General features: G+C 62.8%; 21 protein-coding genes. 10 read left to right on the forward strand and 11 right to left on the reverse strand.

Going from position 1 to position 24,142, the window contains the following annotated elements:
* Positions 1-24: 24 nt before the first annotated feature.
* Positions 25-1,248, forward strand: a complete 1,224-nt coding sequence (locus HMPREF2537_RS00500) for a glycosyltransferase 87 family protein (protein WP_070524677.1) — start codon at positions 25-27, stop codon at positions 1,246-1,248.
* A gap of 165 nt (positions 1,249-1,413) precedes the next feature.
* On the opposite strand, the gene HMPREF2537_RS00505 is transcribed toward HMPREF2537_RS00500, so the two are convergent.
* From HMPREF2537_RS00505 to HMPREF2537_RS00515, 3 genes are read right to left on the reverse strand one after another with little or no spacing between them, the layout of a single operon-like run.
* The gene (locus HMPREF2537_RS00505; protein WP_070524679.1) at positions 1,414-2,550 is read right to left on the reverse strand and encodes a glutamate--cysteine ligase; all 1,137 of its coding nucleotides are present in this window, start codon (positions 2,548-2,550) and stop codon (positions 1,414-1,416) included.
* A gap of 48 nt (positions 2,551-2,598) precedes the next feature.
* Positions 2,599-3,363 carry a LytR C-terminal domain-containing protein gene (locus HMPREF2537_RS00510; RefSeq protein WP_083298932.1) on the reverse strand — a complete coding sequence of 255 codons (765 nt, stop codon included), beginning with the start codon at positions 3,361-3,363 and terminating at the stop codon, positions 2,599-2,601.
* A 26-nt stretch (positions 3,364-3,389) separates the two neighbouring features.
* Positions 3,390-3,644: a DUF3263 domain-containing protein gene (locus HMPREF2537_RS00515; RefSeq protein WP_010188760.1), complete on the reverse strand. Its 255-nt coding sequence runs from the start codon at positions 3,642-3,644 to the stop codon at positions 3,390-3,392.
* Positions 3,645-3,660: 16 nt separating this feature from the next.
* Between HMPREF2537_RS00515 and HMPREF2537_RS00520 the strand changes: the two genes are divergently transcribed.
* Genes HMPREF2537_RS00520 through HMPREF2537_RS00535 form a run of 4 tightly spaced genes read left to right on the forward strand, consistent with a single transcriptional unit; the run spans position 3,661 to position 7,558 of the window.
* The gene (locus HMPREF2537_RS00520) at positions 3,661-4,275 is read left to right on the forward strand and encodes a peptide deformylase (RefSeq protein ID WP_010188758.1); all 615 of its coding nucleotides are present in this window, start codon (positions 3,661-3,663) and stop codon (positions 4,273-4,275) included.
* Positions 4,275-5,273, forward strand: a complete 999-nt coding sequence (locus tag HMPREF2537_RS00525) for an N-acetylglutamate synthase, CG3035 family (protein WP_070524680.1) — start codon at positions 4,275-4,277, stop codon at positions 5,271-5,273. Before HMPREF2537_RS00520 ends, HMPREF2537_RS00525 begins: the two co-directional genes overlap by 1 nt.
* A 5-nt stretch (positions 5,274-5,278) precedes the next feature.
* A complete protein-coding gene (locus HMPREF2537_RS00530) occupies positions 5,279-6,088 on the forward strand; it encodes an exodeoxyribonuclease III (protein ID WP_010188756.1) in 810 nt (269 codons plus the stop codon).
* Between the two features lie 6 nt (positions 6,089-6,094).
* A complete protein-coding gene (locus tag HMPREF2537_RS00535) occupies positions 6,095-7,558 on the forward strand; it encodes a phospholipase D-like domain-containing protein (RefSeq protein WP_070524682.1) in 1,464 nt (487 codons plus the stop codon).
* A gap of 397 nt (positions 7,559-7,955) precedes the next feature.
* On the opposite strand, the gene HMPREF2537_RS00540 is transcribed toward HMPREF2537_RS00535, so the two are convergent.
* The 4 genes from HMPREF2537_RS00540 to HMPREF2537_RS00555 are packed head-to-tail and all read right to left on the reverse strand — an operon-like array spanning position 7,956 to position 11,358.
* Positions 7,956-9,131, reverse strand: coding sequence for a multidrug effflux MFS transporter (locus HMPREF2537_RS00540; RefSeq protein ID WP_083298931.1), 1,176 nt, complete (start codon positions 9,129-9,131; stop codon positions 7,956-7,958).
* Positions 9,128-9,892, reverse strand: a complete 765-nt coding sequence (locus tag HMPREF2537_RS00545; RefSeq protein WP_070524686.1) for an ABC transporter permease — start codon at positions 9,890-9,892, stop codon at positions 9,128-9,130. The genes HMPREF2537_RS00540 and HMPREF2537_RS00545 overlap by 4 nt, the downstream gene beginning before the upstream one ends.
* Positions 9,892-10,830, reverse strand: a complete 939-nt coding sequence (locus HMPREF2537_RS00550; protein WP_070524688.1) for an ABC transporter ATP-binding protein — start codon at positions 10,828-10,830, stop codon at positions 9,892-9,894. Before HMPREF2537_RS00550 ends, HMPREF2537_RS00545 begins: the two co-directional genes overlap by 1 nt.
* Positions 10,831-10,869: 39 nt before the next feature.
* Entirely contained in the window at positions 10,870-11,358 is a 489-nt protein-coding gene (locus tag HMPREF2537_RS00555) for an NUDIX domain-containing protein (protein ID WP_070524690.1), read from the reverse strand.
* A gap of 84 nt (positions 11,359-11,442) precedes the next feature.
* On the opposite strand from HMPREF2537_RS00555, the gene HMPREF2537_RS00560 reads away from it, so the two are divergent.
* The 3 genes from HMPREF2537_RS00560 to HMPREF2537_RS00570 are packed head-to-tail and all read left to right on the forward strand — an operon-like array spanning position 11,443 to position 16,573.
* Positions 11,443-12,879: a hypothetical protein gene (locus HMPREF2537_RS00560; RefSeq protein ID WP_070524692.1), complete on the forward strand. Its 1,437-nt coding sequence runs from the start codon at positions 11,443-11,445 to the stop codon at positions 12,877-12,879.
* On the forward strand, positions 12,879-13,970 hold the full coding sequence (locus tag HMPREF2537_RS00565; RefSeq protein WP_070524694.1) for a glutamate ABC transporter substrate-binding protein: 1,092 nt from the start codon (positions 12,879-12,881) through the stop codon (positions 13,968-13,970). Before HMPREF2537_RS00560 ends, HMPREF2537_RS00565 begins: the two co-directional genes overlap by 1 nt.
* Positions 13,970-16,573: a tetratricopeptide repeat protein gene (locus tag HMPREF2537_RS00570; protein ID WP_070524696.1), complete on the forward strand. Its 2,604-nt coding sequence runs from the start codon at positions 13,970-13,972 to the stop codon at positions 16,571-16,573. The genes HMPREF2537_RS00565 and HMPREF2537_RS00570 overlap by 1 nt, the downstream gene beginning before the upstream one ends.
* A gap of 40 nt (positions 16,574-16,613) precedes the next feature.
* On the opposite strand, the gene HMPREF2537_RS00575 is transcribed toward HMPREF2537_RS00570, so the two are convergent.
* Together HMPREF2537_RS00575 and pta are read right to left on the reverse strand one after the other, a co-directional pair.
* A complete protein-coding gene (locus HMPREF2537_RS00575; RefSeq protein ID WP_010188744.1) occupies positions 16,614-17,834 on the reverse strand; it encodes an acetate kinase in 1,221 nt (406 codons plus the stop codon).
* Positions 17,835-19,199, reverse strand: coding sequence for a phosphate acetyltransferase (gene pta, locus HMPREF2537_RS00580; protein ID WP_070524698.1), 1,365 nt, complete (start codon positions 19,197-19,199; stop codon positions 17,835-17,837).
* A gap of 355 nt (positions 19,200-19,554) precedes the next feature.
* On the opposite strand from pta, the gene HMPREF2537_RS00585 reads away from it, so the two are divergent.
* Positions 19,555-21,678: a glucose PTS transporter subunit IIA gene (locus HMPREF2537_RS00585; RefSeq protein WP_070524700.1), complete on the forward strand. Its 2,124-nt coding sequence runs from the start codon at positions 19,555-19,557 to the stop codon at positions 21,676-21,678.
* A 171-nt stretch (positions 21,679-21,849) separates the two neighbouring features.
* Positions 21,850-22,677, forward strand: a complete 828-nt coding sequence (locus HMPREF2537_RS00590; RefSeq protein ID WP_070524702.1) for a PRD domain-containing protein — start codon at positions 21,850-21,852, stop codon at positions 22,675-22,677.
* Here the strand turns inward: HMPREF2537_RS00590 and HMPREF2537_RS00595 are convergent.
* Positions 22,674-23,522: a class F sortase gene (locus HMPREF2537_RS00595; RefSeq protein WP_070524704.1), complete on the reverse strand. Its 849-nt coding sequence runs from the start codon at positions 23,520-23,522 to the stop codon at positions 22,674-22,676. The two genes, HMPREF2537_RS00590 and HMPREF2537_RS00595, sit on opposite strands and share 4 nt — an antisense overlap.
* 203 nt (positions 23,523-23,725) lie before the next feature.
* Positions 23,726-24,142, reverse strand: a 417-nt coding sequence (locus HMPREF2537_RS12710) for a hypothetical protein (protein WP_210383595.1), incomplete at its 5' end; no start/stop codon positions are given.

A 24,142-nucleotide genomic window follows, 5' to 3' on the forward strand; every position in this document is an offset into this window, starting at 1 on the left:
GGTGCTCATCCGAGGAGAGTCGACGTGAAGAAGCTGCAAGGCGTACCAACAATATGCGCTGTCCTCGCAATGGGTATCGCTGTGATGGTGTACAAGTTCAGCCACTTCGATGGACCCCACTCCTTCACCTATATCCTCCCCTTCGACCTCGCCATCTACCGCATGGCGGGCGAAGACCTCAACGCGGGCGGCCTGCTTTACGACGCCCCCTATATCTTCCAATTCCCCTTCACCTACCCGCCCTTCGCGGGTCTGCTGTTCAAGGTTTTGCCCTTCTTCAGCAAGGGTGCGCTGACCATTATCTGGCCCTCGCTCATGTTCCTGGCAGTGCTGGCGATCGTCGTCATGATCTTCCGCGAGCGGGACGTGAAGATGACCCCAGCCGCGGTACTCGTCGCGGTGCTGCTTACCGCGCTCACTCCAGCGAATGAAGCGATGCACGGTTCGCTCTACTACGGGCAGGTCAATGTCTTCTTGATGCTGCTCGTGGCTTTGGATTTCCTGCCGCTCAAGCGCCGCCTGCCGGGCGTGGGAATTGGCTTAGCTGCGGGCATCAAGCTGACCCCGGCTTATATGGGTTTGGCTTTGCTCTTTGAGAAGCGCTGGTGGGCCGCCCTGGGAGCGGTCATCACCTTCTTGGTGACCGTGGTACTCGGCTTCCTCTTCGTGCCCGATGCGATGGATTTCTGGACCGATGCCATGTTCAATTCTTCCCGCGTGGGTGAGCACGCCAACCCCGGGGCGAAGTCGCTGCGCTCGCTTATGTTCCGCGAGCTCGGCATCGATGGCGGCATCTGGTGGCTGCTGGCGGTCATCGCGGTCTTCGCGCTTACCTGCTTGGCGCTGCGCACCGCATACCTGCGTGGCAACCGTACCGCGGCCTTCGCACTGACTGGGCTCAGTACGTGCTTGGTCTCCCCCTTCTCGTGGTACCACCACTTCGTGTGGACCATCCCGTTTGTGGTCATGGTCTTCGTATCCGTCAACCAGGCGCTAACTGCACGGCTGTCCGGTAAGTTCGGCGAGCAGCTCGCCGGTCTTGCCTCCGTGGCGGCCCTGTTCGTGGTGTCGCTGCCCTTCATGTCGGTGCCGGTCTGGTTCACCATGTCCACGGCCAACCTCGACGCGATCGAATCCTTCCAGCCGTGGGCGACCTCGCTGTGGACGCTGTCTTGCATCGCCTTCATCGCCGTCTACGCAGTGTGGGGCTTCGTCGCGCCGCGTAAGCGCGCGGTGGAGAAGAGCTAGGGGGCGTTTCGATCAAATAAGGGGGCAAAACCCGCCTGTTTTAGCGCACTATTTGATCGAAACGGCCTCGTCGAGGCGAGACAGCTTCCCCAAAGTACGTTTCGATCAATTAAGGCCCTGAAAACCATCAGTTTCCGGGCCATATTTGATCGTTCGGTACTCACTCTAAAGCCGCAAAAGCTGCTCCATCTCATCCGCGGTGGCCTTGACCACCTTCTGCCAGCTGCCGGTCTCCTCATACAAGCGGCGCTGGCGCTCATAGCCTGCCCCGGAATCGATGATCTCCTGCACCAGCTGCAGCTCCCGGGCACAGCCCAGCTCTTCCGAGAGCGGGGCCAGCTCCACCAACAGATCCGCCAGCTCATCCTTGATCCAACGCTCATCGGTTTCGCGCGAGGTAATGACCAGCGCGTCCATGCCATAGCGCGCACCGCGCCACTTATTCTCTGCCGCGTGCCACGGCTGGAGGGTTGGCAGCTGCTCGCCCGCATCGATCATGCGGTCATAGTGCACCACCAGGCAGTGCGTGAGCGCCACGATGGCGGAGAGCTCGCGAAGGTTGGAGGCGGCGTCGGAAATGCGCACCTCCACCGTTCCCCACTTCGAGGCCGGGCGGACATCGAAGTGCATCGAGCCAGTGTGGTTGATGACTCCCGAAATAGCCTGGTCCCGCATATAGGACTTCCACTGCTCCCAGTTTTCAAACTGGTAGGGCATGCCGGCGGTGGGCAGCTGTTGGTAGAGCATCGTGCGGTTGGAGGCGTAACCAGTATCGAGCCCCTCCCACCCCGGCGAGCAGGCAGAAATGGCCAGCAGGTGGGGGTACTTCGTCATCAGCGCATTGATGATGGGCCACACGCGGTCCTCATGGCTGATGCCGACGTGCACGTGTGTGCCCCACAGTAGCATTTGCTGGCCCCAGTACTGGGTGCGGTTGATGATTTCGGAGTAGCTCTCCTTCGCGGAGACGGGGTTCTTCCGGAAGTCCGTGAAAGGGTGCCCGCCCGAGGCCCACAGACGCACGTCCATGGAATTGGCCGCTTCACGCACTGCGCTTAGCGACGCCTCAAGGTCCCCCATCGCCTCCGGCACCGTCCGGCACACCCCGGTCACCAGCTCCACGGTGTTCTGGAGGAATTCCTTTTCCAAGTGGGTGTCGGGGTGAGCGGCGTGTACGCGGTCAATGAGCTCCGCACCACGCGGCACGAGGTCCCAGGTCACTGGGTCAACGAGGGCGACTTCCCATTCCACGCCCAGGGTGGGCTCGGGTGAACGGGCGAAGTTCTCTTCCGGAATATTCACCCATTCATCCTATCCACCAACAGGGTGAATTTAATAAGTTTTTATTCCCTAGGCTTGGGGAACGGCGAGGACGACGACGACGGCATCGCCCTTGGTGTATTCCCCGGTCAGCTCGGCCGGGTATGGCGCGATGGCTTCCGCCGGAACGTTGCCGCCGTAGTACTGGGCGGCGACTTCCTTGGCCAGGTTCTCGGCCGCGGCATCACCCTGTGGGAAGAAGATGGTGGTCTTCGGCGCGACGAGGACATCATCGCTGATGTTTCCTACCTCGGCGACCTTGAATTTCTCGGTCTTGAGGCGCTCTGCCTCGTCAGCCGCGTAGTTAGCACGGCCGGAGTTGTTGAAGACGTTGACGGGGATCTCCGCCTGCGGGCGGTCAGCGTTGCCTGCGGCGGCGCCCGCCTCAGCGTTCCCTTCGCGGCTCTCCTTGCGCTCGGCGCCGGCCTGGTCGGCGTTCTCCGAGTCAGCGTCGGCATCAGCCGGGCGCTCGTTCTCGGCGGCATCCTTGTTCTTATCGGCTTCGCCCTCCGCACCTCCGGTGGCAACATCGCCTTCAGCTCCACCGGTGGCGGGACCGGAGACGGCGGCGTCGTTGGCCGGCGCGTCCTGCGCGGTGTCCTCGGAACCATCCGAGGTCATGGCGTAGAGAGCCCACATGCCGAGCATGACGGCCACGGCGATGAGCACCATGGCGACACCACGCAGCGGGAGCTTGCTAGCGGAGGCCGGGGCGGCGGCAGCCGAATCAGAATCGGCGGCGTGGCGCGCGCGGTCAGCGGACGAGGCAGAGTTTTCCGGATTCACATTAGTCACATTGGTCACTCTAGTATCTATGGGCCTTAGTCCGGCGTATTGTCGCGTGCGGCGCGCCGGACGTCCTCGCGGGCGTCGCGAAGCCGGCGCAAACGTGTCACCAACAGCGGGTAGGAAGCATGCGCGGCGGGGTTATCAAGGAGCACGTTGAGGCGTTGGTGATAGCGCACCGGAGTAATGTCCAGCTGCGCACGGATGGCCTCCTCCTTGGCTCCGATATCGCGCGGGGCGTGGGACTCGAACTCCAAAATCGCGGCGTCTAGGTCTGACAGGGAATGCATGCTTAGACTGTATGCCATGACTATTCGTCCCATCGTTATCCACGGCGACCCGGTCCTCCACAATCCCACCGAGCCGGTCACCGAGCCCATCGATTCCCCCGAGCTGCAGGAGCTCATCGCGGACATGCACGAAACCATGGACGCCGCGCACGGGGTCGGTCTAGCCGCCAACCAGATCGGCGTGAACAAGCGCCTCTTTGTCTACCACTGCCCCGACACCGACGGGCCAGATGGCACCGAGCTTCCCGAAGGCGGCATGCGCCGCGGCTGCGTGATCAACCCGGTGCTGGAAACCTCCGAGATCCCGGAGACCATGCCGGCTGATGACGGCTCCGAGGACGAAGGCTGCCTCTCTGTCCCCGGCGAGGGCTTCCCCACCGGCCGCGCCGACTGGGCGCGTGTGACCGGCAAGAATGAAAAGGGCGAGGACATCTCCATCGAAGGTTATGGTTTCTTCGCGCGTATGCTGCAGCACGAGACCGGCCACCTCGACGGCTTCGTCTACACCGACGTGCTCACCGGCCGCTACAAGCGCCAGGCCAAGAAAGCCATTAAGCGCAACGGCTGGACCGAGGCCGGCCTCACCTGGCTGCCGGGCGAGGACGAAGACCCCTTCGGACACGAGGACTAATGTCCCGCATCTTCCGCTCCGATTCCGTCCAAGTGGGCGAACGCGTGGTGGCCCGGCGCGATTTCGGCGGCGTGCACAGCGACGTGATTGGCCACGTGCTCAGCCTGGAACCGCTGGTCATCCGCCCGCAGGAAGTCGGCGGCTACCCCTCTTCGCTCGACGCAGTGGAGATCCCGCCAGAGCAGCTCAAGATTATTAAGCGCCTCTCCCCACGCACGGTCCGCAACTCCGATATCCGCGCCGTCGAAGTGGCCACCGCGGCGGCCTTCCCGGGCAAGGAACACAAGTGGACCTCGGATGGCCAGTGGCTCATGCGCGCGGGTGATGGCGTGACGGGCCGCTCAAATTCGGCGGTGCCGCTCGGCCCTTCCGCGGGATTCCTGCCGGTGCCAATGGAGGAGATCGAAGCGTTTTATGAGCGCCACGATCTTCCGGTGTGCTTGGCCATCCCGGAGCGCATCGGCAAGCCTGCTGAGAAGCTCGTGGCTGCCGAGCCTGAAGCCTGGGAGCTCGAGCCGGAGATCCTGGTGATGGTGCGCGATTTGGAGGATCTGCCAGAACCGGAAGAGGTCACCTTCCGCATCGATGCGCAGCCCGATTCCGAATGGCTCGATCTCTACCACTTCCGCGGCCAAGCTTTGCCACCTCTAGCCCTGGAGTACCTGCGCAGCCACATCGAGGGAACGATGGGCTTTGGGCGTCTCCTCTCCCCTGCTGGTGAGACCATCGCTATTACGCGCGGCACGCTCACTGAATCCGGTGACGGCACCGTGTGGCTGGGTTACTCCGCCGTGGAAGTGGCCGAAGGTTGGCGCCGCAAAGGTTTGGGCACCGCCTTGGGCGCGCACATGCTGGCCTGGGGCAAGGCCCACGGCGCGGAGAAGGCCTACCTGCAGGTCGTAGCGCATAATACGGCGGGAATTCGGCTCTATGAGAAGCTCGGCTTCCTAGAGCAACACCGCCACCGTTACGCCCGCCGCCTGACTCAAGTACCCTAAACCACATGCGCATCGCTACCTGGAACATCAACTCCGTTCGCACCCGCGCTCAGCGCGCGGTAGATCTTCTGGCCAAGCACGACATCGACGTGCTCTGCCTGCAAGAAACCAAGGTGGCGGATGCGAAGTTCCCACGCGAGCCTTTCGAGGAGGTCGGCTACCACGTGACCTGCCACGGTCTCAACCAATGGAATGGCGTGGCCATCCTGTCCAAGGAAGAACCGGAAGAGGTCCAGACCTTCTTCCCCGGTCAGCCTGGTTTCCACAAGGACCCCGCCAAGGAGCAAGCGCGCGAGGCCCGAGCGGTCTCGGCCCGCGTCCGCGGGATTGAAATTTGGTCCCTCTACGTTCCCAACGGGCGCGAAATCACGGACCGGCACTTCGATTACAAGCTGGACTTCCTCTACTCCTTGGCGCGCTATGCGGAGAACCGGACGCAGTCGAAACTCTTGCTCACGGGTGACTTCAACATTGCGCCGTGGGATGAGGACGTCTGGGATATGTCCCCCTTCCGTGGCAAGACGCACGTCACCGAACCGGAACGCGCGGCCTTCCAGATGCTGGAAGAGGCCGGGCTGGTGGAAGTCACCCGCCGCTTCACCGAGGAAGATCGCTGGACCTACTTTGATTACAAGTCCCTGCGCTTCCAGAAGAACGAGGGCATGCGGATCGATTTCCAGCTGGCCAGCGAACCCCTCGCACGCCTCGTCGAAGGAGCGCAGGTGGACATGGTTGAGCGCGCCGGCGACAAGACCTCCGACCACGTGCCGCTGATCGCGGATTTCGATGTCCCCGATTTCGCGTCAGTGCGCTAGCCTGCCATGAACCTCAACATCGATCTCTCCGTCTGGCAGTTCGTACTGCTGCTCATTGATTACGGCATCAAAATTATCGCCATCGGCGTGGTCCCCGAAGGCCGCCGCCCCTCCAGCTCCACTGCCTGGCTGTTGGCCATTCTTGTGCTGCCCATCGTGGGTCTGCCGTTGTTCTTGCTCATGGGTTCGCCCTATATCAACCGCCGGCGCCACCGCATTCAGCAAGAAGCCAACGCACTGCTTAACGACGTCACCGCCTCCACCCCCAACCACCCCTCCGGCCGTCTCTCCCCAGAGGTGGAATCCCTCATCCAGCTCAATCGCAACCTCACCGGACACCCAGCTCTCATTGGTCACAACAAAGGCCTGCATGCCTCCTATGAGGAGGCCATCCTGGCCATGGCCCGGGCGGTGGACCGCGCTGAGAAATACGTGCTCATCGAAATCTACATCCAGTCCTGGGATGAGGTGACGGATGTCTTCTTCCAATCCCTCGCGCGCGCCCGCGAGCGCGGCGTGGAGGTCAAGCTGCTGCTAGATCAGATTGGCAGTTTGAAGTACAAGGGCTACTTCACGCTGGGCAAGCGCCTCACCGAGATAGACGTCGACTGGCGGCTCATGCTTCCGCTGCAGCTGCACAAAGGCCGCTTCCGCCGCCCGGATTTGCGCAACCACCGCAAGATCGTGGTCATTGACGGCCACACAGGGTTCTTGGGCTCGATGAACATGATCAAGCGCGAGTACAAGACCAAAGACCGCGCATGGATCGACTACATGGTCGAGATGACCGGCCCTGTGGTGACGTCCTTGGCCTCGGTGTTCGCGGTGGATTGGTACCTGGAATCGGAGGAGCAGCTGTCCTTGGACATGCAGCCTTATGACGACGCTATGACGGCGGACTCCAACCACCTCCAGTTGGTTCCCTCCGGGCCCGGTTACACCACGGAACCCAACCTGCGCATGTTCAATTCGGTGGTGCACCACGCTAAGGAAAAACTCATCCTTTGCTCGCCCTACTTCATCCCGGACGAGTCCCTCTTGGAGGCGGTCACCACCGCGTGCTACCGCGACGTTGAGGTGGAGTTGTTGGTTTCTGCGAAGGCGGACCAGTTCATGGTCAACCACGCGCAGTCCTCCTACTACCAAGCACTGCTGGAGGCTGGCGTGCGAATCTTCCAATTCCCTGAGCCCTTCGTGCTGCACTCCAAGTTCATCCTGGCGGACCCGAACCTTCCGGAGCGCGATCCACTGTGCATGTTTGGTTCCTCCAACATGGACATGCGTTCCTTCGGCCTCAACTATGAATCGACCATGCTGGTGGCCAAGGGCGACCTCATCGAGGACTTCACCCAGCTGGCCAGGAATTACAAGAAGGTCTGCCACGAGCTCACCCTCGAAGAGTGGAACGAGCGCGGACTGCTGCGCCGCTACGTGGACAACGTCATGCGCCTGACCTCGGCGCTGCAGTAGGGCTGCGTGGGGACCCGCACGTGGTTCCAGTCAAACGGTTCCTCTGGGGGCAAACAAACCTTCTGCGAGGCGGTAGATGGTTCGTTTGGGGGCAAACGAACCATCTGACTAGAACCATCTCTGAGGATGGCAAGAGCCCCGCCCTGGTGTACTCGCCGCGCACGTGGCGCGCGCCACAAGACATCCGACGAAGGCATCTAGTAAATGGCATCTCCCAGAAGGCATCTCTCAAAAGGTGTTTTTGGTGCTAAAAACGCCATCTAGGACCCGCAAAAGGCGTTTTTAGAGGAAAAGACGCCTTTCGACTGATGCCATTTGTGGGATGCCTTTTGCAAGGCGCCGTTTGGGTGCTCGATGGCTTGAGTTCGGCGGCCTGTGCACGAGACGGCGCGGTGCACTACGCGGCGCCGCGGGCCAGCCGCGTGGACACTGCAAGGCCGCACAGCGAAATTAAGCTGCAGCAGACCATTCCGGTGGCCATGGTCAGCGCCGCATTTGAGCCCCAGCCCATGAGCGGGCTGATGACGCTGGCCAGCATGGATTGGCCAAAACCCATAATCGCGGAGACACTGCCCGCGCGCGGGCGCATGAGGCCCGTCGCCAACGCGGTGGCGTTGCCCATGATGAAGCCGGTCGGCGCCACGCAGGCAAAAAGCACGAGGAGGCATGCCCATACCGGAGCGCCAAGCAGCACCGACAGCAACAAGAGCACCCCGCACACGAAAACGCCGGTCACGCCAATGCGCAGCATGACCGCCGGCGAAACCGAATCCATCGCCCGCGAATTCACCAGCGTGGCTGCGAAGAGGCCCACGGAATTAATGCCGAAGATCAGCGAATATCCCAACGGTGAAAAGCCCCACTGGTTCTGCACCACGAAGGCCGAGGCGGCGATGTAGCAAAACATCGAGCAGAAGCCGAAGGCCATGGTCACCAGGTAGCCCCACACCCGGGCATTGGTCAAGACCGCCCAGTAGTTGCCCGCCACCGTGCGAAACAGCCCGGCGCGGGAGCGCCCACCCGCGGTTTCCGGGACGATGGCAACAGCCAGCACCAACTGCACCGCGTGCAGCCCGGCGAGTACCCAGAAGATGCCACGCCAGCCCAGCGGCTCCGCCAGGACGCCACCCAGCACCGGGGCTACCGCCGGCGCGATGCCTTGCAGCGCCATGAGCAGCGAATAAGCCTTCGCGGCAGCCGCGCCGTGCACAAGGTCCGGAACCACCGCGCGGGCAAGTACCACGCACGCGCCGCCGCCGAGGCCCTGCAGTATGCGGGCCGCCACGAGCACGGTGGCCGTCGGAGCCAGCGCCGCCAACACGGAAGCGAACAGCGCGAGGGAGGCACCGGCGACGAGGAGGCGTTTGCGCCCGATGGCGTCGGAAAGCGGGCCCATGACCAGCTGTCCCACTCCCATGCCGATGAAAAAGCCCGAGATGGTCAGCTGGACCATGGCCCGGGTGGTACCCAGATCGGAGAGGATCGCCGGCATCACCGGCAAATACATATCAGTGGCAAAAGGCGCTGTTGCGGACAACAGCGCCAATGTAGCCAGGAGCGGGTAAGGGATCACGCGTCGCGCTTCTCCAGCACGATGACGCCCAGAATCCACAGAACTGCGGCCCAACCGAAGAAGACGAGGGCCTCAAAGCCTACCGATGACCAGGGCGCGTTCTCATCGACATAGTTCACCGCCCAGTTCTGGAAGGCGGTAAAAGGCATGAAGTGAATGACTTTATCGCCCACCAGCGGCAGCACGCGCACGATATTTTCCAAGCCCAAGTACAAGATGAGGCAGATGGCCACCGTGCCGGCGGTCTGCCGCAGCAGCATGCCTAGGCCCTGGACAAAAGCAACCACGCCGAAGGCCGCGAGCGGGAAGGCCCACAGCATGTACTTGCCGTCCTCGCTGGCAAAGGGCTGGAAGGCCTCGGCCGCAGATTCGTTCGTAGTCAAATCTGCCAACACGAAGATGTACACCAGGCCCAAGAATGCAATGACGGCCGCAATGACCCCGTAGAGCAGCAGCTTGGCGCAGGCCACGGTCCAACGCTGCGGGTTGGCCATGAAGGTCAGGGATTGCGTCTTATAGCGGTACTCCGTGGTCACCACCATCGCGGCCTGGATCATGATGATCGGCATGCCCATGAGCAAGATGATGGAACCCAAGCTGCGCTCCTGCAGCGGGCTAATGCCCAACACGGCTTCGCCCGCGTTGAGCGAGTTCAGCAGCGTCCAGCCGGTCACGATGAGGAAGATGAGGACCGTGGTCCACCAGAAGGACTTCGTCGTGCGCAGCTTCGTCCACTCCGAGTGAACAGTATTGAGAAACATTAGCGCTGTACCCCTTCCTGCGGTGCCTCCGCCTGGTACTGCACCGCGCGATCCGTCATAGCCACATAGGCCTCTTCCAGCGAGGCGCGGTGGAGCGTCAATTCCGTCAGCGGCACGCCCGTGGAGTACGCCAGCTGGCCCACGTAGTCCGTGGTCTGCTCAGGGATGATCAAAGTGGGGCGCTGCTCCTCGTCGACCGATTCCCTAAAGGAAATGCCGGCCTCCTTCAGCGCCGAGCCGAACTCGCGCAAGTGTTCCGAGCGCACGATAACCGAAGAGCTGGAGTTTTCCTTCACAAAGTCATAGGTGCGCTGATTGGCCAAGAGCCGGCCGCGGCCAATGACCACCAGGTGGTCCGCCGTTTGCGCCATCTCCGCCAGCAGGTGGGAGGAAATGAGCACCGTGCGGCCTTCAGCTGCCAGCGCGCGCACGAGCGAGCGCACCCAGCGGATGCCCTCCGGATCCAAGCCGTTAACCGGCTCATCCAGGATTAGTACGCCCGGGTCTCCCAACATGGCTGCCGCCAGGCCAAGGCGCTGGCCCATACCGAGGGAGAAGCCGCCGGCCTTCTTGCCCGCAACATCAGCCAAGCCTACAAGCCCGAGCACCTCATCGACGCGGGAGGTCGGGATGCCGTTGGCCTGCGCCATCCACGTCAGGTGGTTGGCGGCGGTGCGGTTGGCGTGGACCGCTTTGGCGTCGAGAAGCGCGCCCACCTCACGCAGCGGGTTCTTCAGCTCGCGGTAGGGTTTGCCGTGCACCAGGGCGGTGCCAGCGGTGGGCTTGTCCAAGCCCAGGATCATGCGCATCGTCGTTGATTTTCCAGCGCCGTTTGGTCCCAGAAAGCCGGTCACTTGTCCCGGCTCCACCTGGAAGGTGAGGTCATCGACGGCGCGGACAGACTTGTACTGTTTGGTCAGTCCGGCTACTTCAATCATGTCCTACAGCGTGCCACAGGTTCCCGCCGCGCGCCTGTATCAGCTGCCGTTTTCTTCCCAATACTTCAGCAGCCGCGGTAGTGCTTCCCGGAAGGGAGCCAAAAGCTCCAGCTCTTCTATCTGGTTAAAGGGCACCCAGCGCAGCTCAGCAGATTCTTCGTTGGCGGTCGTGGCCAAGCGCTGCCCCGAAAGAGTCCGCGCTAACACCGTGGTATAAGTCCAGCCTTCCTCGAAGGGCCCGGCGGTAACGAGCGAGCCTAGAACCTCGACGTCCGCCGGCGAGATTCCGGTTTCTTCCTCCGTCTCCCGCAACGCTGCCTGTTCCGGGGACTCCGGCTTATCCCGCGCCCCGCCCGGGATTCCCCAGGTCCCACCGTTATTCGTCCACGTAGCGCGATGCTGCAGCAGCACGTCATCCCCCGCCACGAGGAAGAGGCCAGCGGCGCCAAACTTGCCCCATACCGGCACCCCGCCCGGACCTTTAGACCAGCCATCACCGGAAAGCTCTGGGTTAACGCGTGTACACATGTCTTATACGATACGCGAGAATAAGCCCACGCCACCCTGCCCCAAATCATCGCGCGATGGGGTGCGGGGCGCTATCCTAAGGGAATGACCGGCCCGGCCACCGAACTGCGCGAGCACTCCCCCGAATCATGGGGCGATCATTGGCTCGATGAGGTCACCGAGCCTGCTGCCCCGGCTTTTAGCCGCCCCACGCAGCTGGCCATGAGTTCCTTCTCCGGCCCAGCGCGCGTCCTCCGGCGCTTTTATAGCTTTGCTTCCACCACGCCCGGCAAGCTGTTTACGGTCACCGTCATCCTGACCGCCGCGCTCGCGGCAGCCGGGTTTTCTATGTCTTCTTCCTCGGCCGCGCGCCACGATGACCTGGATACTCTGCTGACCTCCACGGAGCCGATGTCGAATGCGGCGCATCACCTCTACACCAACCTGTCTCTGGCCGATACCGTGGCCACCACCGGCTTCGTGCAGGCGGGCGTCGAACCGGAGCATAACCGCAACCGCTATAACGAGGCCATCGATGCCGCGTCGGTCGCCGCCACGCAGGCCATCGTGGGCACCTCCGCCGAGGATGAGCGCGTGCGCGAGCTCGTCACCTTTATCCAGCGCGAGCTGCCGGTGTACACCGCCCTCGTGGAAAAGGCGCGTGTCAATCACCGCGCGGGCCACGCCGTGGCGAATTCCTATATGTCCAACGCCTCGGCGCTCATGCGGACCCAGATTCTCCCCGCCGCCGCGGAGCTGTTCACCCTGACCTCGGAGAAGGTGAGCCAACAGCAGCAGCGTCTGACCCGCCCGCAGTGGGTTCCGCTGTCCGGGCTGGTTGCCGCACTCATTTTCCTCGGCTTGGCGCAGTGGTGGCTGTGGCGGCTGACCCGCCGCCGCTTCAACCGTGGCTTTGTGGCGGCCACGGGGTTGCTGTTCCTCGCGCTGGTGTGGGCCTCCGCCTCCAACTTCGCCACGTGGGCCTCGGGCCACCAGGGTTTCGAGACGGTGTCGCGCCCCTGGGACTCACTGACTGCCTCGCGCATTGAGGCCCAGCAGATGCGCACCTCGGAGACCCTCGCCTTGGTCCTGCGCTCCTCCGAGCAGGACATGTCCGTGCACTTTAGCTCCACGGTGTACTCCGTGGACCAGGCTTTGCGGGACTATGAGCAGGCGCTTAGCGACGACGACTTCCCCTCCTCCGATCCTTCCCTGATTCCCCGCGCCAAGCAGGCAGTGGAGGACTGGACTTCCACCCACGAGAAGTTCACCGAGGACCTCGCTAAGGGCGACTACGATGGCGCGCTGTACCAGGCCACCGCCATCGATCCGGACGGTGACCCGACCGCCGCCAGCGCCTTCAACGCCGTGGATAGCTCCTTGGCCGCGCTCATCGACCAAGCCCGCGACGCCATGCGCACCTACCTGGTCCAGGGTCTCAACGCCATGACGATGGTGTCCACCGGCGTGCTCCTGGCCACCTTCGGCGCGATCATCGCCGTGTGGCTAGGTATTCGTCCCCGTCTGCAGGAGTACCTGTGATGCGCCGCCGAAACTCTCAACGCTTAGCGTGGACCACAGCCCTGCTCGTGCTCAGCAGCGCCGTGGCGCTCAGCGCCTGTGAGCCGGAGCCGCCCAGCACGCAGGACCCCATCCTTCCCTCCACCGCGAACCTCGATTCCACTCCGGGGCCGCCGCTGCCGGAGGATGCCATCATCGAGCCCGCTGGCACCGGTGAGGTATCCCGGCAAAGCGATGCAGAGGCCTATGGCTCCTACCGCCCGGACGATAAGAAGCCGGAGGAACGCGTGCCCGATATCCTGGCGCGCGGACGGCTCATCGTGGGCGTGGACCGCTCCAATAACCTGCTCAGCTACCGCGATACCGCCAGCGGCGAGGTGCGCGGCTTCGAGGTCGACATCGCCCGCGAAATCGCCCGCGATATCTTTGGGGATCCCAACAAGGTGGACTTCCGCTTCGTGGAAGCTTCCGAGCGCGCGCGTGCCCTCAACGACCGCACGGTGGACATCGTCATCCGTACCATGACTATTAGCCCCAAACGTCAGCGCGAAGTCACCTTCTCCATTCCCTATATGCAAACGGACGCTCGTTTGCTGGTGCTGAAGAACTCCGGTATTGAGTCCATCGCGGATACCGCTGGGATGACCCTGTGCGCGACGAAGGGTTCCACCATGGTGGACGCGATACGCACGCACGCGCCTGCTTCCGACATCCTGGAGACCCGCGCCTGGGGCGATTGCCTCATGGCCCTACAGCTGGGGCAAGCGGATGGCATCGTGGTGGATGATGCGCTGCTCTCCGGCATGTTGGCCCAGGATCGCTACACCGAGATTGTCGGTGGCCCCCTTGAGAGTCAAAACTACGGCGTGGCAGTGCGCAAGCCCGATGGCACGTATGACTCGCGCCCGCTTATCCGTCAGGTGAACTCCACGCTGGAGCGCATTCGCAAGGACGGGACCTGGCAAAGGCTCTTCAACGAGTGGCTGGGGGATTATATGGACCAGCCCATGCTCCCGGCGCCAAAGTACCTCGATGAGACCCCACCCGCGACGGAATCGCAGCCGAGTTCCCCAAGCAGCAACCACCCCGGTGAGAAGAAGGAGGGGCACTAATGTCGCACCGCTTCAGCGAGGATGAGCTCGACCACCTCACGCCCGAAGAGCACGAGGACGCTGCTCTCGAAGCTGTGGAGCTCGAAGCACCCGCCGACGCTACCCAAGCCGTCCGCTTCGATCCCTTCGCCGATGAGGAGGATGATCTCTCGGAGGATCACCTTCTCAGCACCTCGCCTGCGGAACCAGGTGATCCGGGAACAACGGCTTCCGGTGCCGGTAACACGGAAGCCTCCGACCGCACCGCGGCCGTACCTTTCGATCCTTTCGCCGATGACTACGAGGAAGATGACCCCACTGCCACCGGCGCCGTCCTATCCCCTTCCGGTCAGCCCGGCACGCACGGCACCGCGACGAATAAGCCTGGCGATGGCGAATACGTCGATTCAGACAACATCGCGGCTCTGATCGAAGAGCTGGGGCAGCTGCGAGATCGTCGCAAAGCAGAGGACCCCTCGCAGGCCTCCCGCCGCCGCGCGCTCGATACCTTCCGCCAGCGCCGCAGCACCAAGCGCACCGACCGCGAAGTGGCCGATGGCATGGCCACCTTGCCCTTCGTGGTCCCGGATGATCCCACTCAGGCGCTTATCGATCCGCAGGATGCGCCCCGCGCCGCCCCGCCGCAGCTTAAGCCGGGTGACATGGTGGCCGGCCAATACGAAATCCTCGGCGTGCTCGCCCATGGCGGGTTGGGCTGGATCTACCTGGCCAATGACCACTTCGTCTCCGGGCGCATCGTGGTGCTCAAGGGAATGCAATCCACCAACTCCGCAGAAGAGACCGCCACGGCGGAGGCGGAGCGCGAATTCCTCGCGGACATCACGCACCCGAATATCGTGAAGATTTTCAACTTCATCGATGATCCCCGCGTACCCGGCGGCTTCATCGTCATGGAGTACGTCGGCGGACCTTCGCTGAAGCAGCGCCGCAACGACCAGGCCAATGACCGCTTCCCGGTCGACACCGCGATTGCCTACATCCTGGAAATCCTGCCCGCCCTGGATTACCTGCACGCCCGCGGCGTGGTCTACAACGACTTGAAGCCCTCCAACATCATCGTCACCGAGGACCAGGTCAAGCTCATCGATCTGGGCGCGGTCTCCGGCATCGGTGCCTTCGGACACATCTACGGCACGCAGGGTTTCCAGGCGCCGGAGATCTCCACCCAGGGCCCCTCTGTGGCCAGCGATATTTACACCATCGGGCGCACCCTGGCCTGCCTAACGCTGAAGCTGCCGGTGGAGGATGGCGTCTACAAGCCCGGCCTGCCCTCCCCCACGGAGGAGCCGCTGCTGCGCCGCTACCTTTCCTTCTACCGCCTCCTCTTGCGCGCGACCGATCCGGACCCGGAGCGGCGCTTCGCGTCCGTCTCCGAGCTGCGTGACCAGCTCTTCGGCGTCCTGCGCGAGGTCATCGCGCTCCGCGATGGCATCCAGCACCCTGCTCAGCATTCCGTCTTCTCCCCGCAGCGTACGACCTTCGGCACGAAGCACCTGGTCTTCCGCACCGACCAGCTCATCGATGGCATCGACCGCACCGTCCGCATCACCGCCCCCGAGGTGGTCTCCGCGCTGCCCATCCCGCTCATTGTCCGCTCCGATATCGGCGCCCCGCTGCTGCAGGGTTCTTCCTATACCGAGCCGCAGGAAGCGCTAGAAACCCTGCGCCAGGCCATGCAGACCCCGGAGTACGAGGAGTCCGCCGAGATTCCCCTCGGCGTGGTGCGCGCCATGATTGACCTGGGCTATATCGGCCAGGCCCGCGAGTGGTTGACCTCCATCGAGGAGCGCTTGGGCAAGGACTGGCGCTTCCACTGGTACTCGGGCGTGACCGAGCTGCTCTTGGACAAATACCGCGAGGCCCAAGCCCATTTCGCGCACGTCCTCGACGTGCTGCCCGGCGAGGCTGCACCGAAGCTGGCCATCGGCGCGGTCAACGAGCTCATCCTGCAGCAGCTGGGTTTTTCGGAGGCCGCGCTGATCGACGCCTCCGTTGCCCGTGCCTGCGCCAACCTCACCACCTCGCTGGCGGATCTGCCCAACGATGCTTTTGAGGACCAGCCAGGTATCTGGGACCACATCACCGATGATCCGGCCCACCTGCGTTTCAACTCGCTGCGCCTCTACGGCATCGTGTGGGCGACGAACCCGACGACGGTCTCCTCCGCCTTCGGCTTGGCCCGCCAGCTGCGCGCCGAGCACCAGGTTGAGCTTGCCGTGGCCACCTTGGATAAGGTGCCCAACGCCTCGCGCCATCACCGCATGGCCCGCTTGACCACGGTCCTGCAGCTCATCGTGCATGATCTCTCCGAGTCACGCATCCGGCGTGCTGCCCGCCGCCTAGAGGAGATTCCGCAGAACGAGCCGCGCTTCTTGCAGATCAAGATTGCGGTCATCTCCGCCGGGCTGACCTTCCTGCGCGAGGCAGACCTCGACGCCGCGGCCTCCCCCAACGATCTTTTCGAGTTCCCCTTTACCCAGCGCGGCCTGCGCTATGGCCTGGCGGATACCCTGCGGGCATTAGCCCGCCAAGCACCATTCGCCCGCCACCGCTACGCGCTGGTGGACTTGGCCAATAAGGTCCGCCCAGTCACGATGTTCTAGCCGCCAGCGCTACCGGCCGGCGGCATAGCCGACGCTCGACTTAGTACAGGCCCGCCTCCCGGGCCATGGCAGCAATACCTGCGGACTTCTGCGCGATAGCCAGCTCCTCGTTCGTGGGCACCACGAAGACCTTGACCTGGGAATCCGCGGTCGAAATCATGCGCGGCTCCTTCGAGCGCACGAGGTTGGCTTCTTTATCGAAGTCAATGCCGTACATGTCCAGGTTGTACAGCGAATCCTGGCGGACCTCAGTATCGTTCTCGCCCACACCGGCGGTAAACGTAATCGCGTCCACGCGGCCCAGCGCAATCATGTACGCGCCGATGAAGCGGCGCAGCTGGTGGATGTAGATGTTGTAGGCCAGCCAGGCGTCCTGGTCCTCGTTGTTGATGCGCTCGCGCAGCACGCGGAAGTCGTTGACACCCGCAATGCCCTTCACACCGGAGCGCTTGTTCAGAAGGTTATCGATCTCATCGATCGACATCCCCGCCTCACGCGAGAGGTGGAAGATGATACCCGGGTCAATATCGCCCGAGCGCGTGCCCATGGCCAGACCTGCCAGCGGGGTCAGGCCCATCGAGGTATCGATCGGGCGGCCGTTGCGAATCGCCGCCGCCGAAGCACCGTTGCCCAAGTGCAGCGTGATCTGGTGAACATGCCCTGGGTCACGGTCAAGAAGCTTCGGCACCTGCTGCGAGACGAACTCGTGGGAGGTTCCGTGGAAGCCATAACGGCGGATGTCATACTGCGAGGCCACATCGTTGTTGATGGCGTAGAGCGCGGCCGCCGGCGGCATGTGGTTGAAGAAGGCCGTATCGAAGACCGCCACGTGCGGGATCTCCGGCAGCAGCTTGCGCGCCACGCGGATGCCGTCCAGGTTCGCCGGGTTGTGCAGCGGCGCGAGCGGAATGAGGTCCTCGATCATGGACTCGATCTGATCCACGATGAGCTGTGGCTCGCTGAACAAGCGCCCGCCGTGTACCACGCGGTGGCCCACGGCGATGACCTCGACATCCGTCGGGCCCACGCCATGCTCGTGCATGATGCTAAACGCGCGGTCCAGGCCGAAGGAGTGGGTGGGAATCTCCAGCTCTTCCTTGAATTCCTCACCGCCCGTCTTGACGGTCACCGCACCCTGCGGCTCACCAACCTGCTCCACCAAACCGGAGACCAGCGGGGTATCTGTAGCCGAGCTTTCCGGGTCCACCAGCTGAAACTTAACTGAGGAGGAACCCGAGTTGAGAACGAGTACGTACGCCATCTACTTCACCCCTGCCTGAATAGCAGTGATAGCCACCGTGTTGATGATGTCCGGAACAGTCGCGCCACGTGAAAGGTCATTGACCGGCTTGTTCAGCCCCTGCAGAATCGGGCCCACCGCCAGTGCACCACCGGTGCGCTGCGCCGTCTTATAGCCAATATTGCCGGCCTCCAGGTCCGGGAAGACGAAGACCGTGGCCTTACCCGCAACGTCGGATTCCGGCGCCTTCTTGGCGGCCACGCCGGGGTCGCAGGCGGCGTCGAACTGCAGCGGACCATCCACCGCCACGGAAGAGTCGATACCGCGAGCCGCCTCGACGGCCTGCGCCACCTTCTCCACGTCTGGGCCAGCACCCGAGGTACCCGTGGAGTAGGACAGCAGCGCCACGCGCGGGTCCAGGCCAAACTGCGCGGCGGTCTGCGCGGAGACGATGGCGATCTCGCCGAGCTGCTCCGGGGTCGGGTTCGGGTTCACCGCACAGTCACCGAAGGCCCACAGGCGTCCGGGCATCACCATGAGGAAGATGGAGGAGACCACGGAGGCCTCCGGCTTGGTCTTAATGATCTGGAAGGAAGGCTTAATGGTGTGCGCAGTGGTGTGCGCCGCACCGGAGACCATGCCATCGGCCAAGCCCTTGTGCACCATCATCGTGGCGAAGTAGGACACGTCCTTCATGGTCTCGCGCGCCTGCTCCAGCGTCACGCCCTTCTTCTTGCGCAGCTCCGCAAAGTCTGCCGCAAACTCTTCTGCCAGCGGGGATTCCAGGTGGTTGATGATGTCCACGCCAGGTAGGTCGATCCCGAGTTCCTGGGCGCGCTTTTCGACGTTCCCGTCACCCAAAATCGTCAGCTTCGCCACCTTGCCCTTGATGAGCTCGCCTGCGGCCTCCAAGATGCGATCGTCTTCGCCCTCCGGCAGCACGATGTGCGCGCCAATCTCGCGGGCCTGATCCAAAAGCTGCTTCTGGAAGAGCTCGGCGCTCATATAAGGTTCGATCTCTTCCAGGGAGGAAATCGCGCTGGGGATGGAGGAGACGTCATCCACCGCGCCCACCACGGTGGCTCCCACCGAGCGCGCGTGGTTCAGCGCCAGCTCCGCGGCGCGGTCAGGCGCCTCGGAAACCAGCACGAAGGGCAGGCCCAGGGCGGCGGCGGCCTTGGCATCAAAGTCCATAACTCCGGTGCCTTGGAGGACCAGGTTGCCCGCGGGGGCATTCTCCAGGACTTCGCTGAGCGTGGTTCCCAAGTCATCTACCTGGGCGAAGGTGGCCCCCAGTTCCTGAGCCACAGCAGCAACGTCCAAACCGTCGAAGCCGCGCCCAATGACGCTGATGAAGGCGGAATTCCGTGAGGACTTGGCGGTCATGAGAAACCTTTCTCTGCTTAGAAAGCGTGTACCCAAGCTCACATAGTGGGGTACACAGTGACACTACGACACTTTCACAGTACGGGAACACACCCCTTCTCGCCGCCGACTTAACACTGACCATCAGCAACTCCCCAGGCCACTGCCACCTCACCCGAAGCCAAAGTGTGCTATCACACAGAAACTTGTCCTCCCTTGTTCCCTCGGAGTAGGCTCCTAACCAGGATTGTTACTTCGGGCAAGACCTAGGCTCCCCGCTCTTAGCCGTGTGGGGATGGTTCGCTTGTGAACCATTGTGGCCTAGGTCTTTTGTGGTTTTTAGCCACAGTGCCTGCCTACTCTCGAAAGGATTCTCATGTCGACAGAGACTCGCTCGGCAGCCGAAGCCATCTTGGATGGCATCGGCGGAGCGGAGAACATCACCTCTTTCACGCACTGTGCTACGCGCCTGCGCTTCGAGCTGGCTGATGCCTCCAAAGCCGATAAGGAAGCACTCGAATCTATCCCCAAGGTCATGGGCGCTGTGCCCCAGGGCGGCCGCAACTACCAGGTGGTCATCGGCGGCGACGTGGCCACGGTCTATGACCAGATCAACGCCCTGCCGCAGATGAAGAACGCCGGTGAGTCCGCCGGCCGCTCCAACGATGATGTCAAGGCCGCCGCCCGCGCCAAGTCCAAGGGCAAGCTGCCCTGGATGGATACCTTCTTCGAGTACCTCTCGGATTCCTTCCGCCCCATCCTCGGCGTGCTGCTGGGCGCCTCCCTGGTTATTGCCTTCGCCTCGGTGCTCGATGCTTTCGGCGTTGTGGACTTCCGCTCCCCTGACAAGCCGGCCTCGTGGTTCTTCGTGGATGCCATGTGGCGTTCCGTCTTCTTCTTCCTGCCGGTGATGGTGGCGTATAACGCGGGTAAGAAGCTGCGCATCGACCCCTGGGTTCCCGCGGCAATCATGCTTGCGCTATTCACCCCGGAGTTCCTCAATCTCTCGGAGAACCCCGCGGTCCAGTGCGTTACCAACGACACCCTCGGTGCTGAGCAATGCTCCATTGAGATCTTCGGTATGACCATGCAGCTGCAGGACTACGGCGGAAACGTCTTCGTCCCGCTCATCATGGCCGCCGTTGCCGCGCTCTTCTACAAGGGTTTCCAGAAGATCATCCCCTCCGCGGTGCACATGGTCTTTGTCCCCTTCCTTACTATGATCGTCCTCATCCCGCTGACGGCCTTCCTCATTGGCCCCTTCGGTGTGTGGGCTGGTAACGGCATTGGTGCTGGCCTGTCCTGGATGAATGACAATGTTCCGTTCGTCTTCGCCCTAGCCATCCCGATGCTCTACCCCTTCCTGGTCCCGCTGGGTCTGCACTGGCCGCTTAACGCCCTCATGCTGGTCAACATCCAGACCTTGGGCTATGACTTCATCCAGGGCCCGATGGGCGCATGGAACTTCGCCTGCTTCGGCGCTACCGCCGGTGTTCTGGCCCTGTCCATCCGTGACCGCGACACCGTGATGCGCCAGACCTCCGGCTCCGCCCTCCTGGCCGGCCTGCTCGGTGGTGTGTCTGAGCCTTCCCTGTACGGTATCCACCTGCGCTACAAGCGCATCTACCCGCGCATGCTGGTGGGCTGCTTCGCTGGTGGCCTGACCGTGGCCCTGCTGACCCTGGGCACGAACGGTATTACTACCGACGCCTTCGTCTTCACCTCCCTGCTGACCATCCCGGTCTTCACCCCAATGGCCAAGTACGCCATCGCCATTGCAGTGGCCTTCTTCGTGGCCTTCTTCCTCATCCTCTTCACCGACTACCGCACCCCGGAGGAGCGCGCTGAGGCCAAGGCCGCCCGCGAGGCAGCCGAGCAGGCCGAGCTCGACAACGCCAACAACGCCGGCAACGCTGACAACGCCGCGCTTGCCGACGCCCCCGCAACCACCGCTGCCGCCGGCGCCGGTGCCGGCGCTGCCACCGCAACCGCAACGGCCACCAAGGCGGATGCCCCGGCCACGGCCACTGAGCCGGCCGCTGGCACCACCACCGACATCGCTTCGCCGTCGACCGGCAAGGTTGTCCCCATGGCTGAGATCGATGACCCGGTATTCTCCGCCGGCACGCTAGGTGATGGCGTGGGCATCGTCCCCGAGGGCGACGAGGTCTACTCCCCCGTCAGCGGCACGATTGTCAGTGCTATGAAGTCCGGTCACGCCTACGGCATCAAGACTGAGGACGGCGTGGAGGTCCTCGTCCACATCGGTATCAACACCGTGAAGATGAAGGGCGAAGGTTTCGCCCCGGCCGTCAAGAAGGGCGACACCGTCAAGCATGGCGAGCTGCTTGCCACCGTTGACTTTGCCAAGGTCACCGAAGCCGGCTACGACACCACCATCGTCCTGGCCGTGACCAATACCAAGGCTCTGTCTGCCGTCACCCCGGCTGGCCTGAACCACGCCGCCGCTGGCGACACGGTCATAACCACGACCCGCTAAAGGACCCACTAGGGAACCTTTAGCACGCCTTTAACGAACCCTGACTAAGCTGGCTCGATGTATCTACCATCGTGGCTGGCTTTAGTCGTTTTAGCCCCAACCGGCTAGCCTCATCCGACTAGCCCCAACCGGCTAGCCTTAACCGGTTAACCCCAACCAGAAAGGTGCCTTGTGCAACTGTTGCGCGTGTTCAATAACAACGTCGTGCTCGCACGGCGCGGCGCGGAGGACGTCATTGTCACCGGCCGCGGCATCGGCTTCCAGGCTCACCCCGGCACTGAGGTTGACCCGGCGAAGGTGGTCAAGGTCTTCGTACCGGATTCTGGCCGCGACCCGGACCACCTCGCCGCCATGATCGCCGGCATCCCCGGCGAGTACGTGCAGTTAGTCATCGATGCCATGCACTCCGTCGACATGTCTGAGGCACTGCGCAGCAAGCTCACGCTGGTCGTGGCGATTGCGGATCACATCCACGGCGCGGTCAGCCGCGGCAACACCGTGTCCTATCCATTGGCAGCTGAGGTACGCCACCTCTACGCCGATGATTTTTCCCTCGCGCAACAACTGCTCACTGCCATCAACAGTGGCCTGCACAAACCACTGGCTCCTGATGAGGCCGTGGCCATCACCCTGCACCTAGTCAACGCTGGGTTCGCGGTGGGGGATCTCTCCGGCACCTACCGCATGACGGGCCTCATCCAACAGATCCTGGCCGTCATCGGTTCCCACAACGATACGGAGCTCAACAGCGAGGACATCTCCGTCGCCCGCTTCATCACGCACTTGCGCTATCTCTTCGTGCGCATGGCGGAGCACCAGCAGCTCGACTCCGACGACCGTCAGGTGGCCACCGCCATCTCCGCGCGCTACCCCGATGCCGTCGAGACCGCCCAGATGGTAGCCAACCTGATTGAGCTGCGCCTCGACAGCGCATTAACCCCCGATGAAGTCTCCTACCTGACGCTGCACATCGCGCGCCTGGAGGAGGCCTCCGCCTAAGCCACCGGCGCCTCAGCGCCACCTTCCACCGGTGCCACCGGCTCGGCTACGGTGATGATGTTGTCCTCGTAGCCCAGCTGGCCACCAACAAACTTGCCACCGCAGGTGATGAGGACCAGGCGGTTCTCTCCCTCCGTGTCATTGACCACGTCCGGGAAGCCCGCGCCCTTCTGCAGACGGTACGGTGCCTCAGTCACGCGGAAGCGGCGCTCCTCACCATCGATGAAGACGGTGAACTCCTGGCCCTGCTCCAGGGTGGTGAACTTCTCGGCGAAACCTGTTCCCTGCCCCTGGTAGTTGATGTGGCCGGTAATAACGCTGGAGCCAACCGGGCCAGCAACTCCCGGGACAGCGGATGCGGAGTACCAGCCCAAGCGCTGCACATCGCGCGGGGGAATCAGCATGCCGGTATCAGTGACCTGAATCGGGTCCACCGCGGCGAACTCATCGTTGATGCCCAGGGACATGGCACCAAAGCCACGGAACTCACCCGGTGCGGCATCAATCTCCTGATCCTGCTCACCGGAGTCATCCACGAAGGGATCATTGTTCGTCGTGGGTGCGGCAGACTCAGAGCTTTGCGACGTCTCCACCGAATCCCCTGCATTATCTTCCGCAGAATCATCGCCATTGCGGCCCGCATAGATCACCAATTGCACGATGACCAAGATGATCGCAATGAGCGCCACCAGACCAATGAGGAGCTTCTTATTGCCCTTCTTCGGCTCGCCCGCTGACTGCTCCTCACCGGCACGGTGCTTCGCTGCGGCAGCCTCCCCGGCAGTCTCACCCGTGGAATCGGAGGGGTATTCCGGAATATCGTTCTGTTGGCTTTCGTCAGCCATAATCTCTGCTCCTTGTTCCTGTCTTCTAATTATGGGCGTCTAGCTTCTAAAAGTCTTCGCTATGGGGTTTCGCTGTAAACAATAGTCTAAGAGTCATACGACGAATCCCCTCCAGCGTTTTCACCCTGGAGGGGATTGTCCTAATCATTGTCTGCCCCTACCACGCCCAGCCGGTGAGGGCCGGGATGGTGTTGCAGTGCGGACTACTTGATGAAGTCCTGCATGCCTGGGTCAAGCTGGGTTGCACCGGAAGGTACGTGCTTGATCTCCACGCGGTGCGTGTTGGACGGCACCGGCTGACCGAAGTCCTGCGGCTGGTTGGCAGCATCCTCCGGCGGGGTTGCATCCAGGACGGTAACCTCGCGGTCATCGCGGCCGGTGTTGTCATGGGACTCACCGTGGTTGTTGCCACCATCGTGGCCACCATTGCCACCATCATGGCCACCGTCGGAGATGATCTTGATCAGGCCCAGACCCGGGATGAGCAGCAGCCACCACGGCAGGTCCTTCTTCGAGCTGCCCTTGTCTCCATCATTGTCCTTGCCGTCGCCCTTATCCGGGGTGTCGGAAGGCTTGTCGGAGTCAGAGGTAACCGTCTGGTTCTTGTCGTTGATGTCCTT

Origin of the sequence: Corynebacterium sp. HMSC074E01 (assembly GCF_001808885.1) — a bacterium.
In the GTDB taxonomy this organism is placed as follows: Bacteria; Actinomycetota; Actinomycetes; order Mycobacteriales; family Mycobacteriaceae; genus Corynebacterium.